We start from the raw sequence: 16,569 nt of genomic DNA on the forward strand, positions 1-16,569 counted from the left end.
CAAACACCTATTCTTATATATCCCGGCGCGAGATTCTCTGGTATGAAGAAGAACCTGCTGATGTGGGATGAGTCGCTCTTTCAGGACATGGAGGTCTTTGAGTTTGACTTCCTCCCCGGGCAGTTCGATTTTCGCGAGACACAGGAGCAGGAGCTTGCCTTCCAGATACAACCTGCCCTTCGAGGCGGGCGCCCCTTAAATACCATCTGCCGCGGTTTACCAGGCACCGGAAAGACGACGAGTGTTCGTAAACTCTTTTCCGAGATTGAGGAGCATACCAAAAAAATTGTGCCGGTGCACATCAACTGTCAGATCGACAATACTAAATTTGCAATATTTTCGCAGATATTCCGGCGTATCTCCGGTCACAAAACCCCTGCATCAGGAACGTCCTTTAAGCAGGTATTTGATGCGGTCTGTAACTATCTGATTACAGAGAATGTTGTCCTCCTTGTCTGTCTTGACGATGCGAACTACCTGATGTATGAAAACGAAATTAACAAGGTCCTCTATACTCTTCTGCGTGCACATGAGTCCTATCCCGGCGCGAAAATCGGGGTGATCACCGTGATATCGGATATGTCCGTTGACCTGATGAAGACGGTTGATGCACGGGTGGCATCTGTCTTTCAGCCGACTGACATCTACTTCCCGCCGTATGACGAGGATGAGATTAAAGAGATACTTCGTCAGCGCATCAAGCAGGGATTCTATCCGGGGGTTATCAGTGAGGGAATGCTCACCCTCATCACTGAACAGACAATGAAGGGGGGGGATCTCCGGGTGGGAATTGACCTTCTGAAACGGGCGGGACTCAATGCAGAGAAGGACGCCCGCCGGAGTGTGGAGCGCGATGACGTGTGCCGTGCATATGAAGTATCTAAATATCTGCATCTGACAGCGACCATCCGTGCTCTCCAATCAGAGGAACGTGCACTTCTGCGCCTGATCGCTGTCCGTTCACGTGATGAAAAGGATATGGCCGCGGGAAAGGTGCATGAGGCAGTGAAGGAATCTTCAATGAAACTAGGGTATACCCGGTTCTATGAAATGGTGAAAAAATTTGATTCCATGCGTCTGATAAATCTGCACTACCGGGAAGGGCGGGGGAGGACACGGCTGATCACAATTCGGTATGATCCGGACCGTGTCATAGAAGCGATTGATAGCTGCTGACTTCACCAATTAACAATCCTTATCTATTTTGCTCAAGCAATGTATGCGTTAGGAGATTTCTCTCATGATCAGCATTAATGAACTTGCACTTGAGCTCTTTGAGGAGCTTGCAGAGTATCCGGAAGACTTCAATGCAGTCTTCCATCAGCTTGACAACGGAGCACGCATCGTTGACTGTGGTGTTCAGGCAAAAGGCGGCTATGCCGCAGGAAAGCGCTTCACTGAGATCTGTATGGGTGGCCTTGCTGAAGTATCATTCCGGATGGGCCAGATAAACCATGTCCCGATGCCCTTCATCGATGTCAACACTGATTTCCCGTCACTTGCGTGCCTTGGTGCACAGGAAGCAGGGTGGAGGATCACCCACGAGAAGTATTTCGCGATGGGCAGCGGCCCGGCCCGCGCTCTTTCCCGCAACCCGAAGGAGTGCTATGAGCTCATAGAGTACGAAGACGACTGTGACTATGCAGTCATCTGCCTTGAGTCTGATACACTCCCGAACGAGGCAGTGATGCAGAAGATTGCAGACGGATGCAACGTCGATGTCGCAAATGTCTGTGCAGTTGTTGCACCGACTGCATCCGTTGTCGGTTCCATCCAGGTGGCAGGCCGTTGTGTTGAGACAGCAATCTACCGCCTTGAACAGCTCCACTACGACCCGAAGAAGGTCATCTGTGCATGCGGTTCAGCTCCTGTACCTCCGGTGAAGTCGGACTCCACCAAGGCAATGGGCTGCACCAATGATGCCACTATCTACTTCGGTCAGATTAACCTGACCATCGACGGTGCTGATATCGCAGACTATGTCGATAAGATCCCGTCCAATACCTCCTCTTCCTACGGCAAACCGTTCTACGACACATTCAAGGAGGCAAACTTCGACTTCTTCAAGATTGACCAGGGTCTCTTTGCACCCGCAGAGGTTACAATCAATGAAGTCTCAGAGGGGAAGGTATACCGCTGTGGTGCAGTAAACCCCGAAGTGACTCTTCAGTCCTTCGGCTACCTCTGAATAATCCTTTTTTCTTTGGTTCCGCATTATCTGTCCGTTTCTTATCAGGGTTAGCCGTGCCTGTTGGTATCTGGTCCGCATTCATATGGATGGCTGGTGCAGAAACGTCTATATTGTATCCCAATTGTGCTGAATGATTGATTTTTTCGGAAAAACTGTTTCGTTATCTTTTTTGCTTCCCATTCAGATTCAGAAAGATGACACATACACACTGCAAAAAGCACCCGGAAATTCTTGCAACCTCTTCATGTAAGACCTGTAAAAATGGTTGCTGTGATGACTGCATGGGTCCCATGGGGGTTTGCAGATCCTGCTGGTTTAAGATCGTGGCAGTGGTTTTTATTGTTATGATGGTGAGTGCCTCGGTTGTCTGGTCCTTCTGGGGATTTTAATCCCGACTGCTTCAATCATTTTTTTTGAATGTGCGTCACAATGGATTTGGATAACGAACGGTTGTTAGCACGTTCATGCATCTCTGATATTTTGTATGTGGATGATGTGATCTGGAACGGGAAACCCGGCAATATGAAAATATGTGGAAGCGCGGGAACCAATGTGATGGGTGGGGTGAATGAGTGTGATGGTAAGAGCATGCACAACATTCATTAAGACCTGTTTCTGTCTTTGTCCTGCAGGATTCTGTGCATGAATGCCCTTTTCTCACACCATGAGAAAGAGGGATACAAACCAGATGATTGCACCACAGTGGAGTATGAGAAAGAACGGGACTACCTTAAACTTCAGTTTTTGTGTCTTATGGCGGAACTTCCGCATGCCTGCGTACGCACCGAAAGGCCCGAGGAATGCTGCGATGATGAGTGTCTTCTCCGGGGTGCGCCATGCACCGTTTTCTGCCTTGCGTTTGTCCCGTCCGTAGACAAGAAATGCGATGATATTTACCACGACGTAGAGGGCCGCGAAGATGATGAAGGTATCCATAGGGTGTAATTCCTTTCGTTTTTCCGGGAGAGGGGTGATGAGAGATAGTCCAATGGCCCAATGGCACAATAGGGAAACCAAACCCGGCGAATGTCGTTTTATAGATCTGTGGCGGCGTATGTTATATAGGCAGCAGAAATGAACGGGAGGGGCTGTCAAAATGAGATCTCCGGGATGTATTCTGTCTGTTAGCAATTCCGTCCAGAGGAATACACAAGGCTTAATATCTTTGAAAAAAATGAATTTAAGGCACAACGTGCATACAGGGCTTGTGGTCTAGTTGGTTATGACATCGCCTTTACACGGCGAAGATCCCCGGTTCGAATCCGGGCAGGCCCACTCGTTATCATTTTTTGTGTTGATTTACCTTTTTTACCGGAGCTAATTACGATTTATCTAAATCATCCCATGAGTGTTGGAATATACTTATGGAATGAAATCGGCTAATGTCCGATATACTCTTTAACTGAAGTATTAATCTGACTTTCAGGCCACCGGCACATAAATCTCTGTCAGAATATCCTCCTCTGCCACCTCCATCGGGTCATTTACATATATTTCCCGAATCGGGCCGGTGACCTCCTTGCCGTGTTCAGCCATCCATGCGAAGATCTTATTGTAGGTTGTCTCTGATGCTGCATACGGGCCTTTATGGACGGCTTTCACCATTTTTCCGCCAGGAAGTTCGTAACATTTTGCTCCTTTCGGACTGTTTTCTGTAATTTCAATGGACGCCGCCACTGGGAGTGCTACTTCAATGTCGGCGTTTCCCTCTTCTGCTGCCCGCATCGCCTCTTCCGGGGATGTTTCATGGCAGACAAAGACTGGCATGCCGATAATCTCAATTCCTTCCTGCTCCACGTAGAGAAAGAGCTCCATAATCATCTCAGGGATCTGTTCCTGATAAAATCCGCGGCGTCGCATGCCAAGGACGGTCTGCGCAGCCACGTCGGTTATGGTAATATCTGTCATAGTTGTTCGTTTTGTGAATCGCAGGGCGTGCTATTTATGCATTGGCCCGGCGGAGTGAAAGTGAAAACTAGTTTCAGGCTGCCCATGTGCAGGAGCATTGGGATATCTCACTGTTGTTGTTTATCTCTGATTGTGAGAAGTAATTAAAAAATAAGAGAATCCGGAAAAATTAAACTCCCGCAAAGATTACGGAAAATGTTTCTGCATCTTCCGCCGTCTCTTCCCATGGGCGTCCATACCCTGCGTCAAAATTGCCGGACGGCTCGCCGTCAAAAGTCACGAGCCACTTGTGAATACCGCCTGCACCGGAAATAGGTATTTCTGAGTAAGGTGGGACGAATGAGTCTGTGACAATTTCTGCACTGCCGGAGACGGACGCATTCCACTGGTATCCGGTCGTCGGGTTCTCATCCAGTGTGACAAGCACAGCATCGCCCTTTGACACAGAGATAGTCGTGCCGTTATTCGCGCTGATAACATCCACCACCGTCGTCCCTTCCGGAGCCACGTAGAAGGTGATCGTGTAGGTCTCATCATCCGGATGGGCGTCCTCCCACGGACGGACGTATACGGCGCTGAATGTCACGATTCCCGTCACCTTCGGCTCCAGTGCCCAGACATGGGTCCCTCCGGCACCAGGCCGCTCCTCTTCGGGCGGGACGTATGCATCACTCGTGATAGCAAGGCCGTCAGCATTAGTCACATTCCAGGAGTACCCGGTGGTAGGGTTCTCCGGAAGTGTTATCCGGATCTCGGTTTGCATGTCAACGGGAATGATGTCATCGTTGTTGTTTTGCCCAACAAGGACGATTTTGTCCTGCACCGCAACGGGTGTCGGTGTTTCTCCTCCTGCTGTCTCAGTCGTAGTGCACCCTGCCGCACAGAGAATGCCTGCAAGGGCGACTGCCATCAGAATTCCATATACTGGTTTCATAGGCGCTCAGTGGAATATGGATGGGAAGATTGATAAATCAAGCGATAATTACGAAATATTTGGCACTCATGGCTCGCTTATGCAAAAAAAGAGGAATTATGTGTTTTTCTACTGTTACCGCTTTCGCCACAGCACAAGAAGGAGCAGCACGCCGAGGGCGACAACCGCCCAGAGGAATATGTAGTAGTATGGTGTTTCATCAGCTTCTGTGCGGGCCATCAGAGCAATGTGGGCGGGTTCTGTCACAGTCATCTGCAGTATCTGTGAACCCTCTTCTGATACGTCCGGAACTGCCATCAACACCGGCTCCGTGCCATCCGTCCGGTAGATTCCATAGGTATTCCCCGCAATTCCGGGCAGCTCTGCCGGAATGTCTGCCTCGATGGTGACCGATGGCGCTTCGGCAGACTCTGCCGCGGAGATGAAGGTGATGTTCATTGCGTCGCCGAAGAGCTGGTATCCCTCGGGCGGGGTATATGTGTCAGCAAGGAGACCGAAGTCCCGGCCGCTCACGGTATATGGGTCACAGCAGTATGTGGTGTTTGAGAAGATGTCTGCTGCGAAGTACGTCGGTCCCTCAAGAGACGGAGTCTCTACCGAGCAGCCGGACGCCGCATAGAACTGGATGTACTGGATGACATCCGAAAATGCCGACCCGGTGATGGAGCAGTCAGTGATGCCTACGCCCAGAATCCCTGCACCGTTCCCTGTAAAGGTGGTATTGGTTATCTCACAGCGCTCAGCATTCTCTGCGAGAATCCCCAGTTCTGCACCCATGAGGTGGACGCCCTCCAGTGCCGTATCCTCCGTGTCCCGGAGGGTGATTCCGATGCCGTCCGCGGTGACCTGGCACCCGGATATCTTCGTCCCCATGCAGAACATGGTTTCAATACCGGTCTGCGCAGCCATTACCTGTGTGGTGGCAAGGGTGCTCTCATTACACCTGCTGCAGAGGATCCCCACACCATCGCTGATCACCCTGCAGTCCCGGACCACAAGCCCATCCGTCTGGTTTGCGATGATACCTACGCCCGCCGCAGTGCACGCCAGATTCCGGATGATCACATCATCTGCGGTCACAGAGAGGGCCGTGGTGTCCCCGGCAGTGCCAATCGTTGCCCCTTCCTCCCCGGAGACTGTGACCGGGACGCCAATCACCACTCCGCCGGGATAGGTGCCGGCTCGTACCACGATCTCATCCCCGGGCGCCGCTGCATCCAGTGCCTGATGCAGGTCTGTATATGCACCTCCATCCGGTGCAACCGTGAGGGTCGCCCCCTGGACCCCGCCCATCGCGATAAGGATACAGAGAAGGACGGCGAGTACACGTGCTGCCTTTTCGGTCATAGCTTCACCACCCTAAGGGATACGTCCCTCGTAAACGACTGTTCCAGGTCCATCCGTGCATCCGAACCGAGGAAGGTGAAGAGCGAGTCGTGGTATGATCCAGCGTCCCGCGACGACCATGATCGCTCATAGACATTCTTTCCTGTCTGCACCAGAAGCCCCGCGATTTTGGCATCACGGAGTACCGTCATCTTGTCGTCAATGCCCGCACCCTGCAGCATCAGCGTCCTTGTCGGCCATGCATCCGGACTGTCGGGGGACACTGCCGGGAGACTATCCGTCTGGATATCGGTCATTGGTTGTCTCCCTCCAAGGGTGACGGTGCCTGATGCGGGAATTGTGCCGCTCGCCGAGCCGGTGTGTTCGGTGCCGTGCACAATATAGGTCACCGTGACATCATATTCATGGGAACCGGTGGCGGGCATCGATACCGGATAGGCAATGACGGGGATCTCCCACGACGAGAACTTCTCATTCATCATCCGGTTGACCGTCTGGTAGTCGTCCACCTGACCCAGGACGGTTGAGTCCACCCGCCATGTCTCTTCGAAGGGCACAATCTCGGTATGCTCGCTCGTAGGGGATACCTCATATGGGGTATAGCCTGAGGTAAAGAGGTCATAGGAGTTCGTGAAGGTGTAGCTTGCGTCAGTCTGCTCCTTTCCGGAAAATTTCTCTTTGGTGGTCTGCCCGGTCAGGCTGAACGCATACTCGTAATCAATCAGGTCGTGCATATGCTGGAACGAGAATTCATACGCCATCGTTCCCGACTCCTTCCAGTTTACCGTGCCGGTGTATTCTTCTTTTTTCACGCGAATCTCCGCCAATCCAACCAATGCATCCATATGTCCCCTGCCGACATCCTGGAAGAGGATGCGCACCACTTCCGTCCCCTCCTTTGTACCGGCGATGAAGGTCAACCGTACCTCACCGTTTGCATCGGTGATGGGGTTGCCTTTGCTGTCTGTTTTTCCTGCAACAATGACCCGGACGCCGTCTGAGAGCAGCACCTCCTCTACCAGGAGGGCCCGGTCAGCAAGCGGCCGCCTGCTGGCGTCCGGTGCGAGTTCAAAGAGCGAGACCGTGATATCTGTCTTCCCCTCCGGCGGGATCTCCGGGTCCGCCACGCGTACCTCCATCATTACCCCGGTGATGGGAATGGTCACGCGGGTTCTTACATCCTTTCCGCCCCTGCCGTCCGTTCCGATGGTGACGGTGTCCTTCCCTGCACCCATGCCCTTCGAGGCAACCAGTTGATAGGTGGCCAGTGCCTTCCCGTTCTGGTCGGTGACGGCATACTGCCATCCGTACCATCCGGGGTCTTTGGATTCCCCTTCGCCTATTACCTGTCCTCTTGAGGTTATGGCCTCAAAATAGACCCTGGTTCCCGGAACCGGCTCCCCGGCGCAGTTTGTGACGGTGACGGTTATTGTTGTGGTCTCGCGGATGTCTTCCGGCGTGACCGATGTGGGATTGATGGTAGCGGAGAGCGACGGGCCCCGTGGTGGTACGGGGTGCCTCTTTTCATGGGCCTGGATGAGGGCTGCGAGGTCGCCGTAGCCTGCTACATGTTCTGTAATGGCATTCGTGAGCTCCTCTTCTGCGTCAACGGTGGTGTACCCACGGGCTACTACCATGATGAGGTCTTCATCAACAAGGGAAGAACTGATGACATACCGGGATCCCACTGACCCGATGGAGAGACGGGTTACGTATTCCGCTGAGATCTTCTCTCCTATGGCGATCTGTTCTGCCCCTGCATCTCTTCCGGCCAGGAGTTCATCCCGTTCGGCCTGGAGCAGTTCGCCAATCTCTGCTGCCGAACTGACGCGGACACCAGGGTTTGCCTCCTGGAGTTCCTGTGCATACCGGAGATTCAGGAGGGTGGCGGTCTCAGTGGAGATTCCATCTCCTGCCGTGATTTGCACCACATAGATAGTCGGCGCAGAGCAGGTGTCCGTCTCCGCGAGAACCGGTGCTGTGAATGCTGCGAGGATGAGAAGCGTGCAGATGCCGATGCGCAGAGTCATGCCGTCACCTCCGTTCCGCTGCCCGTGTCCGGCATCAGCCTGAGTTCCAGCACCGTCGTCTCTCCCGGCTGCACGATGGCACGCCCTGTCATCTGTGCGGATACCGGCCGGATGCCCCCGCCTGAGGTGATGACAGCTCCGGAGATGAGATAGGTGCCTGCACTCACCGGAATCGATATCTCGCGATCCGTTCCGAGACTATGTTCCACCACAACTTCCCTAGTGGCCGTATCCGTCACCCGGACTATGCCGCCGGTGATGTCCCTGTCACCGGCACTCCCGGGAATGATCAGCCGGATGTCCCCCTCCTCCCGGGAGATGGTATAGGTGATCTGATCTTCAGCAAGGGGAGTGCTGTTTTCTGCAGTGAGCCGGGCCCGGATGGTGTAGGTCCCCTCCTGCCAGGCATCGTCAACCGGTTCGTCCAGGAGGACGAGGTATTGCGACCCAAGTGGCTCCATCCGAACCGCTGAAAAGCTCTCGGTTCCCGCTGGCAGATACCGGATGCCCCCGTCTGGAGACTCAAGCACGACGGAGAGCGAGGCGTTCTCCGGTTCTTCTCCTGCCGTCACCGCTGCTGTGATTATAAGTGGCGTTCCGTCGGTCAGGTCTGCACGGTTCCGGTAGAGCTGCACGGACGGCACCGGGCTGTAGTATACCGGGACCGAGGAGAGTGCGGTAAGTACATCTGAACCCTCGGGCATGAGAGTGGCAATGAGATGGTAGGTGCCGGGGAGATCACCGGACCGGAAGGTAACAGAACCCGGCAGACGTCCCTGGTGGTTCAGGGTGACATATTGTGGGTCGAGGTCTGAAGGTTCTCCCTGACCGTCAGGGAAGGCACGTTCAGTACCGTCCGGTGCGATAAGGGAGATCCGGGCCCGGTAGGCGTCATCCAGTCCGATGCCTGCGATCTTCACCCATACCATCATCTCTTCTCCCGGTCCGCATGCCTGGTCCGGGGTGAACACCGCAATCGATGGGGCCGATGCCTGCGTGGTCTGCGCGAGGGTTATGTTGCGGATCTGCCACGAGGAGAGATCCGTCGTGCGCGATGGGTTTTCTCCATGGATAAAAGAGACGACGTTCTCCGCATCCGGCACGACCCATGCTGCCGGGATGGTGGCCTGATACCACACCCATCCCGTCTGTGGGTCGTTCACGGCTGCTATTTCACCATGACGGGATGCAGACGGCATGATGACCGCTCCTGCGCCGGGAACACCTGTCAGCTGGCGATTTGCATAGACGTGCACGGTTTCATCCATGGTGGTCTCCGCCTCAAAGGAGAGGGTGTAGTTCACCCCCTGCCCGATGAAGCTGAAGGCCGCGTCGTCGGGAAATGCATCTGTCCCCACGGTCTCCTCTTCTCTCAGGGCGAGCGGGATCACCGTGAACGCCACCGTTCCCTCGCCGTATCGGCCGGCATAATCCACACCGGTAACGGTGATGGTATGGTCACCCAGCGTCAGGCGTTCAAGGGGGATCGCCTGCCCCGGTGTGACCTGCAGCACCGCCCCGTCGTCCAGCTGGTAGTATGCACGTGCCAGGGGCCGGGGTGCGGTGTAGGTGAGCTCGGTGAACCGTTCGGTCATCCGGCCCGATGTAGGGGTGAGAATCTGGATTGCAAATGCGGGCTCCTCCACAACCGGGAAGGGATAGGCGTCCGCGGGCGGTGCGTCATCATCACCGTCATCCGGCGGAGCGGGTGTGGGAGTGGGTGGCGTGGTGGGCACCGGCGTGGGAGTTATCGGTGGGGTTGGTGTGGGAGATATGGTGGGCGTCGGTGTCGGCGTGGGTTCTGTAACCTGCACGGTGAAGTTCACAAATGTGGAATTCGCATTGCCGATAATGTCGTCGACAAAGACCCGGAGCAGATGGTCGCCGTTCGGGAGGGAGGTGAGTGTCGTATTGGGGATGAATGCTACAGTCCCCCCGCCGTCAAGCGTATACCACCAGGAGAATACATCGGTATCCGGTGAATGCACGGTAAGAGGAATGTCACGGCTGGTATAGGTCAGGTTTTCTCCCGGCGAAATCACTTTCATCCGGGGAGGGGTGGTATCCACCTCTGCGATGAAGGCCAAAACCGAGCTGTTTTCATTTCCGGCGTCGTCCCGTGCTCCCACGAGGAGGGAATGGTTTCCGCCCGTAAGCGGCGGGAGGATGATGTCGGGCACAAACGAGACATTTGCCCCGCCATCAAGTGCATACCACCATGCGACTACGTCACTGTCCGGGCTGGAGACAGAGAGAGGGACGCTCGCTGTGGGGTAGCTCTCCCCCGCGACAGGCGCATGGATGGTAATCACCGGCGGGGTGGTATCCGGCGTGAAGGTGGTGACAAGCGGGTGATAGTCATCTGCCGGTCTTCCGCCGCCGGTGGTGTACGGAACAGCGGTGTCACCCAGTCCGTCGCCGGTGGTATCGACCCCGGTGTAGTCTTCCCAGTAATTACCTGCCGTCCACGGGCCGCCGAGGATATTTGTGGAGGCAACTGGCGTCACGTTCCAATGTGTGTCTGTTCCCCAGTTCCGGGCATGCTCCACTGTATTGTTGATGAACCGGTTGTCATAGATGAGTGCTTCCATGCCGTAATTTGCGATGCCGATACCCTGCCGGGCGGCAAAGTCATTTCCGATGGCGCATCCGGTGACCGTCAGACGGAGGTTATCGGAACCGGAGTTCCTGATACCGTATGAATTGTCTGCTTCCGTGGAGTGACCATTGTTCGTGATGCTGCAGTCTTCGATGAGGACATCCGGGCAGGTGTACTCGAGATAGATGCCGACCGGATTGTTGGCGGTCACGTACGTGCGAAGAATCTGCATGCGCTCGGTTTCTGTCGCAAATATTCCGGCATTTCCATCACTGTCCTGACCGTTCGAATCGACATGGGAATCGGCGATGATGATATCGTCGGAATCCCCGATGAGGATACCCTCGTATCCGTTCCCGTGGGCGGTTATGGTATCAAGGGTGATGTTGTCCGACCGGTAGACGAGCACCGACTGGAGATTATTCTCCAGATAAAAGTCCTCTGCCGTGCAGTTGCTGCACCCGATGAGACCCAGATATCCGGGTGCGGGAGTAAGCGTGGTGTAATTATATCGCTTCCCTGTCTCTTCCACAATCCAGTATATGGGGGCCCCGTCCACGGTGTTGGTGGTATCGATTGTATAACGCTTCGGCTTATTGGTGGCATAGTTCAGGTCGCCCGCATATCCAAAGCCGTAGGTGCAGTCCTCAATGACATTATCTGTCATGTGGAGGTTGTCCGCATCACCCTGAATCTTGATGCCGTATTTATGGTTTTTGACGGTGTTGTTTGTGATGATATTTCCATCCTCGTTGATCAGGATACCGGCACGCCAGTCTTCGCTGGGGCCAAGGATGGTGTTCTCAGAGATTGTGTTCCCGTCCCCTGCAATGGAGAGATATGTCATGTTTTTGAGGACATTTCGGGTGAAGAGATTGCCACTGGTATCACTGATGAGAATCTTCCGTCCATAGGTGCTATCCGAACCCCAGGGCGTCCAGTCGGCGGTATCGAAGAGGTTGTCACGGAACTCGTTGTTGGTCGCATAACTCTCGGTCTTATCGGAAATGTAGGTGTTTTTGAGTGAATCGTATGCAGTGTTTGTCACCGTGTTGTTCGTAAATTCGTTGTTCCGTGCATAATTGAACCAGACACCGTAGCGGGTGGCATTGAAGGTGTTATTGTATATCCGGTTGTCGTTTGACCCGGACGTTGCAACCATGGCGTACCAGCAGTCCTCGATGTGGTTGTTGCGGATGATTGTGCTATCGGCATCTCCGAATCCAAAGGCGGATGTGGTTCCTATTGCATATCCGATTCTGATGCCGGCAGAATCCTGGGTAGAAAAGTAGGTGTCGTTCTGCCAGTAACCCTCTTTAATCACAAATCCGTCAAGGATACATCCGTCTGCACAGAACGCAAATACATCGCCTATTTGTTCTCTTGTGTCCAGCTCACGGCCGTATACCACCGGTCTCCCGATGCCGGTCAGGTTGACACGGGTGGTGACCTCGTGGTACCCGGTATAGGTGCCCGGATAGACAAGGATGGTGTCCCCGTCCACGGATGCGGCGAGTGCGTCTGTGATTGTCTGGTAGTCTGCGGGCGGCACTGGGATATCCCCGTCGTCGTCATCGACCGTGAGTACTCCCGCCATCCGTTCCTCTGCGAAAACCGGTGCGGTCATCATACACTCCCCTGTATCTGCCGAAACAACTCCTGCTATGCCCGCAAAAAGAATGAGTGCTACTGCTATGGCCTTCCACGTTCCTCTCTCTGGATAATTCATACAAAATTCCCCCCTTATCCTGATAATTCGGTATGGGGCAGGTACCGGCCTGACATTCCGGTGCCTGCTTATAGGGGGACATTGGTGTATTGAATATTAGCTTTTTGGTCTGCGCGGATACGCGGGACCGGTATTACGGTGCACTGTCATCGTCCTGGCCAGCCGGTATCTCCGGAATATGAGCCAGATGGGTATGCACTCGGCGATGACAGCTCTCACAGAGAGTGACGAGATTCTCTTGTGCATCATTGGTACGGTCACCGTCCCGGTGGTGGATGTGCAGGTACTTCCCTGCACCGCAGAGGCGGCAGCGGCGCTTGTCCCGGTCAAGTATCTGTTCCCTAAGCGCTTTCCATTCCTTTAGTCCGTATTTGTCACGGACGCTTATCACCATCACATGGCGCCGGCAGAAGAGGATATTGCCATCCCGCTCTGCGTATGCGCAGGTGTAGCAGAGGCGCCGATAGCCATTCAGACCGGGCCGGTCATGACAGGGAGGAATATCTCCGGTTGAAAACGAGAAGAGACTGCGCTGAAGTTCGATTGCCTGTTTGGACCGGGCCATATCTGGTAGTAATACGATACAGAGTAATTCTTTTAAACACAGATCCGTGCGGGGTGAAAGTTTAGGAGTGGTATTGCGGGTCTCTCATTTCCGAATGTTCTGGCCGGAAATCTTTCTGAATTTTTCCGTCATGGAGACGAATGATCCGGTCAAAGTATTCCTTGTGCCAGCTCTCATGGGAGACCATGATAACGGTCAGGTCCATTGTATGATTGATCTCACGGAATAGATCAAGGACAGCTCGTGAGTTTGTTGAGTCCAGGTTGGCACAGGGTTCGTCCGCAAAGAGGATCTCAGGAGCATTGATCAGTGCACGCGCAATCGCCACCCGCTGCTGTTCACCTCCGGAGAGTTCAGACGGGAGATGCATCGTCCGGTCACCCAGGCCGACCTGACCGAGGAGCTCTTTCGCACGGTGAGCATACGAATCTGCGTTGTCCCCGCGTGCCATTGCAACAAGAGATACATTCTCCTCTGCGGTCAGCTCGGGCACCAGTGCATAGTCCTGGAAGATAAAACCGAATCGGGAGAGGCGAAACATCCCTTTCTCTGCCTCTGAAAGGGAGATGACGTCTCTCCCGTCGATAGAGATGGTCCCCTCCGTCGGCGGGTCGAGAAGCCCGAGCATGTGGAGCAGTGTGGACTTTCCCGACCCGGATGAGCCGGTAATTCCCAGAAATTCGCCCTTTTTGACGGTAAATGAGACTCCGTCGATTGCCCGGACATCAACCACACCCATCGTGTAGAATTTTCTGAGTTCTTCTGCCCTGATGTAATCATCCACCGCGAATCGCCTCCAGAATCCCTTCGTTCACCACACGCCAGGCGGGAATGAATCCGGCGACGGCGGAGGAGACAAAGAGCAGAGCCGTGTTCTCGATGATCATAGAGATGGTCACGATGGGCGTCACGTTGCCGTCCGGGAATTCAATTGGATAGGTGGTGAAGTAAAGGACCATCATCCCGAGGAGGAGAGACCCCAGTGCAGTGCCAAGAAGACAGATGAAGACCACCTGCATCACATAGGAGTTGATGATAATGCTTTTTTTCAGGCCGATCGCCTTGAGGATGCCGATCTGCTTGCGGTTGTTGAAGGTTTTTATCGTGGTCATGATGAAGATGAGGACGACTGCGATGACGAGTCCCCCAAAGACACTGATCATGTTGATGATGGCAAAGGATTCAATTGACTCACTCACCACATCGGGCAGTGCCTCCTCCCATGTCTTCACATCTTCCCCCACACCAAACTGGAGAATCCGCTTTTTTACAAGCGGGGCCTCCTCGTTTGTCACAGTCTTCACGAGCACCTCGGTTGCCTGTGCCCCTCCTGCACCACTGACGGCATCCATCTCATCCTTTGTTACAAATACCATGTAGTCCGCCTGGTATGACTTCGTGGTGAAGATGCCCTTGATGCGGTATTCCCGTACGACTCCGTTTGCATACCGGACGGTGATCGTGTCCCCCACCGTGGCCCCTCCCAGGGATGCATAGAACTCTCCTGTATCATCCGGTTCGCCTGCAACGAGGCTACCGACGAGGATCTGGTCACGGTCTCCGCTGCCGAGGAAATCTCCATCTTTTACATACTGATGAAATTTGGTGACTTCTGTCTCGTCCCGCGGATCGAAGGCATTGATTTCCATTGCCACCGTCTTGTCTTCGAAGTCGATGGACCCGGCCATCGGATAGCGGGCGGACGCACGCACCACACCGGGCACCCGGTTGACTGTTGCAAGCAGGGTTTCCACATCATCAATATACCGGACATCTTCGGGCGGCTTGATAATGACATCGGATGAGATGTAGTCGATGGTCTGCTCGTAGTAGACATCCATAGCCCCCATGATCACCGACGGCAGGAAGATCATATTGGTGAGTACGAGGGCGATGATGACGATATACATGGCGTTTCTGCCTTTTCCGCCCCGCTGGAGGGATCGTGCCGCGAGAAACGCAGAAACTTTCTGATCGTTCAGCATCGCCTATGCCTGCCCGCTCTTCTTCCGGTATACGAGGAGGTAATAGGCACCTCCTGCTGCAAGGATCAGGATGATCAGTAATCCGGCGAACGTTGTGAGCGCATTCTCCGTCTTCACGGCGAGCGTGAGATCAAATGATTCGGTATGCTGTCCCCAGTCATCCTCCCAGGTGACGGTGAGAGTATAGGGGTAGTCCCCGCCAGTGCCGCCGTCAAGAGAGAATACGGCAGGACCATCGTTGTTCGGTTTAATTTTTCCGATAAATGCCTCTTTTGTCCCCGTAAACGGCAGGTCAATCACTGCCATCGTTGCGATAGCCTCATCCGTTCCGGTATTTTCCAGGCGGATGGTCATATCAAAGGGTTCCCCCCCTGAAATTCGTGCGGGTTCGGTGCGTACCGAGGCGATGGAGAGTTCGGCATGCCCGTGTACATCAAGGGTGAGGGAGTCTGTCTGTGTCACAGGCACACCATCCACGACTGCGTAGGATATTTCAAGGGGGATCTCTTGCACGCTGTTCTCCAGTGACCGGCTGGTTATGAGACTGACTGTTATTACCTCTGACTCCTCCGGTGCAAGGGTATTAAGGTAGAAGGAACCCGTCTCAAGAGGGCCGAGATAGGGATTGTCATCTACAATCCGGATGCGGATATCATCAGCGGCACTCCTCCCCCTGTTTGTAACGGTAACATTCCGCTGGATGGTCTCCCCCGGCACTACGTAGCCATTTTCCTCCTGTGTTATGACAAGCATTGCCGTGCTGAGGGTGGCAATCGGCATATTTACATTCACCGGGACGGGGTATGTGAGACCTTCCGCACCCCTGACCCGAACACGAAGGACAGGAAAGTAGATGCCAGCTTCTTCCGGTGCCCGAATCAGAAAGGAGAGGGTGATTTCCTGCCCCGGTCCCAGGTCGCCGGTGAACTGTGAATTGCCGCCGAGAACCTCGATGTCCCCCCTGCCGTCCAAAAAGACGCTCGTAATCGTTGGGTTTAGATCTGTCTGGGTGGTGATCTGCGAATCAGACGTTGTCGCTGTCGATGTCTGTGCTGTATTTTTTAGGGTTACGGTGATAATTCCCGTATCCCCCGGCATAAGTACCGTAGGTGTCACACTACTCTCTGTTGCCGTGACTGTGGGTTCATAAAGCCCTGCGGCCGCAATACCTGCCAGTGCTGCTGTGCAGATGCAGACCACACACAAATATCGTATCATCCTGTGAATCTCCCATTTGGTAAGCATAGCCTCAATCCGTCTGGTATAATGTGTAATGTGATG

General features: G+C 54.1%; 12 protein-coding genes and 1 tRNA gene. 3 read left to right on the forward strand and 10 right to left on the reverse strand.

Translation table 11 applies throughout. The features are described from left to right. The first annotated feature begins 42 nt into the window (after positions 1-42). Both OU421_RS09260 and mch read left to right on the forward strand, forming a co-directional pair. Positions 43-1,176: an ORC1-type DNA replication protein gene (locus OU421_RS09260; protein ID WP_268185816.1), complete on the forward strand. Its 1,134-nt coding sequence runs from the start codon at positions 43-45 to the stop codon at positions 1,174-1,176. A gap of 64 nt (positions 1,177-1,240) precedes the next feature. Beyond that, positions 1,241-2,188: a methenyltetrahydromethanopterin cyclohydrolase gene (gene mch / locus OU421_RS09265; protein ID WP_268185817.1), complete on the forward strand. Its 948-nt coding sequence runs from the start codon at positions 1,241-1,243 to the stop codon at positions 2,186-2,188. 660 nt (positions 2,189-2,848) lie between these two features. On the opposite strand, the gene OU421_RS09270 is transcribed toward mch, so the two are convergent. Beyond that, the gene (locus tag OU421_RS09270) at positions 2,849-3,127 is read right to left on the reverse strand and encodes a DUF1294 domain-containing protein (protein WP_268185818.1); all 279 of its coding nucleotides are present in this window, start codon (positions 3,125-3,127) and stop codon (positions 2,849-2,851) included. 265 nt (positions 3,128-3,392) lie between these two features. Here OU421_RS09270 and OU421_RS09275 point away from each other — a divergent pair. Next, positions 3,393-3,466, forward strand: a tRNA-Val gene (locus OU421_RS09275). A gap of 147 nt (positions 3,467-3,613) precedes the next feature. Here the strand turns inward: OU421_RS09275 and OU421_RS09280 are convergent. The 9 genes from OU421_RS09280 to OU421_RS09320 all read right to left on the reverse strand — a co-directional run bounded on the left by OU421_RS09280 (position 3,614) and on the right by OU421_RS09320 (position 16,506). Further along, on the reverse strand, positions 3,614-4,099 hold the full coding sequence (locus OU421_RS09280) for a GyrI-like domain-containing protein (protein WP_268185819.1): 486 nt from the start codon (positions 4,097-4,099) through the stop codon (positions 3,614-3,616). A 169-nt stretch (positions 4,100-4,268) separates the two neighbouring features. Further along, entirely contained in the window at positions 4,269-5,033 is a 765-nt protein-coding gene (locus tag OU421_RS09285; protein WP_268185820.1) for a protease inhibitor I42 family protein, read from the reverse strand. 114 nt (positions 5,034-5,147) lie between these two features. Continuing rightward, on the reverse strand, positions 5,148-6,380 hold the full coding sequence (locus OU421_RS09290) for a right-handed parallel beta-helix repeat-containing protein (RefSeq protein ID WP_268185821.1): 1,233 nt from the start codon (positions 6,378-6,380) through the stop codon (positions 5,148-5,150). After that, positions 6,377-8,410 carry a hypothetical protein gene (locus OU421_RS09295; RefSeq protein WP_268185822.1) on the reverse strand — a complete coding sequence of 678 codons (2,034 nt, stop codon included), beginning with the start codon at positions 8,408-8,410 and terminating at the stop codon, positions 6,377-6,379. The genes OU421_RS09290 and OU421_RS09295 overlap by 4 nt, the downstream gene beginning before the upstream one ends. Next, a complete protein-coding gene (locus OU421_RS09300) occupies positions 8,407-12,738 on the reverse strand; it encodes a NosD domain-containing protein (protein ID WP_268185823.1) in 4,332 nt (1,443 codons plus the stop codon). The genes OU421_RS09295 and OU421_RS09300 overlap by 4 nt, the downstream gene beginning before the upstream one ends. 133 nt (positions 12,739-12,871) lie before the next feature. Further along, on the reverse strand, positions 12,872-13,303 hold the full coding sequence (locus OU421_RS09305; RefSeq protein ID WP_268185824.1) for an HNH endonuclease: 432 nt from the start codon (positions 13,301-13,303) through the stop codon (positions 12,872-12,874). Between the two features lie 61 nt (positions 13,304-13,364). After that, entirely contained in the window at positions 13,365-14,042 is a 678-nt protein-coding gene (locus OU421_RS09310) for an ABC transporter ATP-binding protein (protein WP_268187894.1), read from the reverse strand. Between the two features lie 37 nt (positions 14,043-14,079). Then, entirely contained in the window at positions 14,080-15,288 is a 1,209-nt protein-coding gene (locus OU421_RS09315) for an ABC transporter permease (protein WP_268185825.1), read from the reverse strand. Positions 15,289-15,291: 3 nt separating this feature from the next. Beyond that, a complete protein-coding gene (locus OU421_RS09320) occupies positions 15,292-16,506 on the reverse strand; it encodes a COG1361 S-layer family protein (RefSeq protein WP_268185826.1) in 1,215 nt (404 codons plus the stop codon). Between the last annotated feature and the right edge of the window lie 63 nt (positions 16,507-16,569).

Source organism: Methanogenium organophilum (assembly GCF_026684035.1).
GTDB lineage: Archaea > Halobacteriota > Methanomicrobia > Methanomicrobiales > Methanomicrobiaceae > Methanogenium > Methanogenium organophilum.

Coding starts and splice junctions, on each gene's coding strand:
- OU421_RS09260 (WP_268185816.1), top strand. CDS start 43: ATGAAGAAGAACCTGCTGATGTGGGATGAGTCGCTCTTTCAGGACATG.
- mch (WP_268185817.1), top strand. CDS start 1,241: ATGATCAGCATTAATGAACTTGCACTTGAGCTCTTTGAGGAGCTTGCA.
- OU421_RS09270 (WP_268185818.1), bottom strand. CDS start 3,127: ATGGATACCTTCATCATCTTCGCGGCCCTCTACGTCGTGGTAAATATC.
- OU421_RS09280 (WP_268185819.1), bottom strand. CDS start 4,099: ATGACAGATATTACCATAACCGACGTGGCTGCGCAGACCGTCCTTGGC.
- OU421_RS09285 (WP_268185820.1), bottom strand. CDS start 5,033: ATGAAACCAGTATATGGAATTCTGATGGCAGTCGCCCTTGCAGGCATT.
- OU421_RS09290 (WP_268185821.1), bottom strand. CDS start 6,380: ATGACCGAAAAGGCAGCACGTGTACTCGCCGTCCTTCTCTGTATCCTT.
- OU421_RS09295 (WP_268185822.1), bottom strand. CDS start 8,410: ATGACTCTGCGCATCGGCATCTGCACGCTTCTCATCCTCGCAGCATTC.
- OU421_RS09300 (WP_268185823.1), bottom strand. CDS start 12,738: ATGAATTATCCAGAGAGAGGAACGTGGAAGGCCATAGCAGTAGCACTC.
- OU421_RS09305 (WP_268185824.1), bottom strand. CDS start 13,303: ATGGCCCGGTCCAAACAGGCAATCGAACTTCAGCGCAGTCTCTTCTCG.
- OU421_RS09310 (WP_268187894.1), bottom strand. CDS start 14,042: ATGGGTGTGGTTGATGTCCGGGCAATCGACGGAGTCTCATTTACCGTC.
- OU421_RS09315 (WP_268185825.1), bottom strand. CDS start 15,288: ATGCTGAACGATCAGAAAGTTTCTGCGTTTCTCGCGGCACGATCCCTC.
- OU421_RS09320 (WP_268185826.1), bottom strand. CDS start 16,506: ATGATACGATATTTGTGTGTGGTCTGCATCTGCACAGCAGCACTGGCA.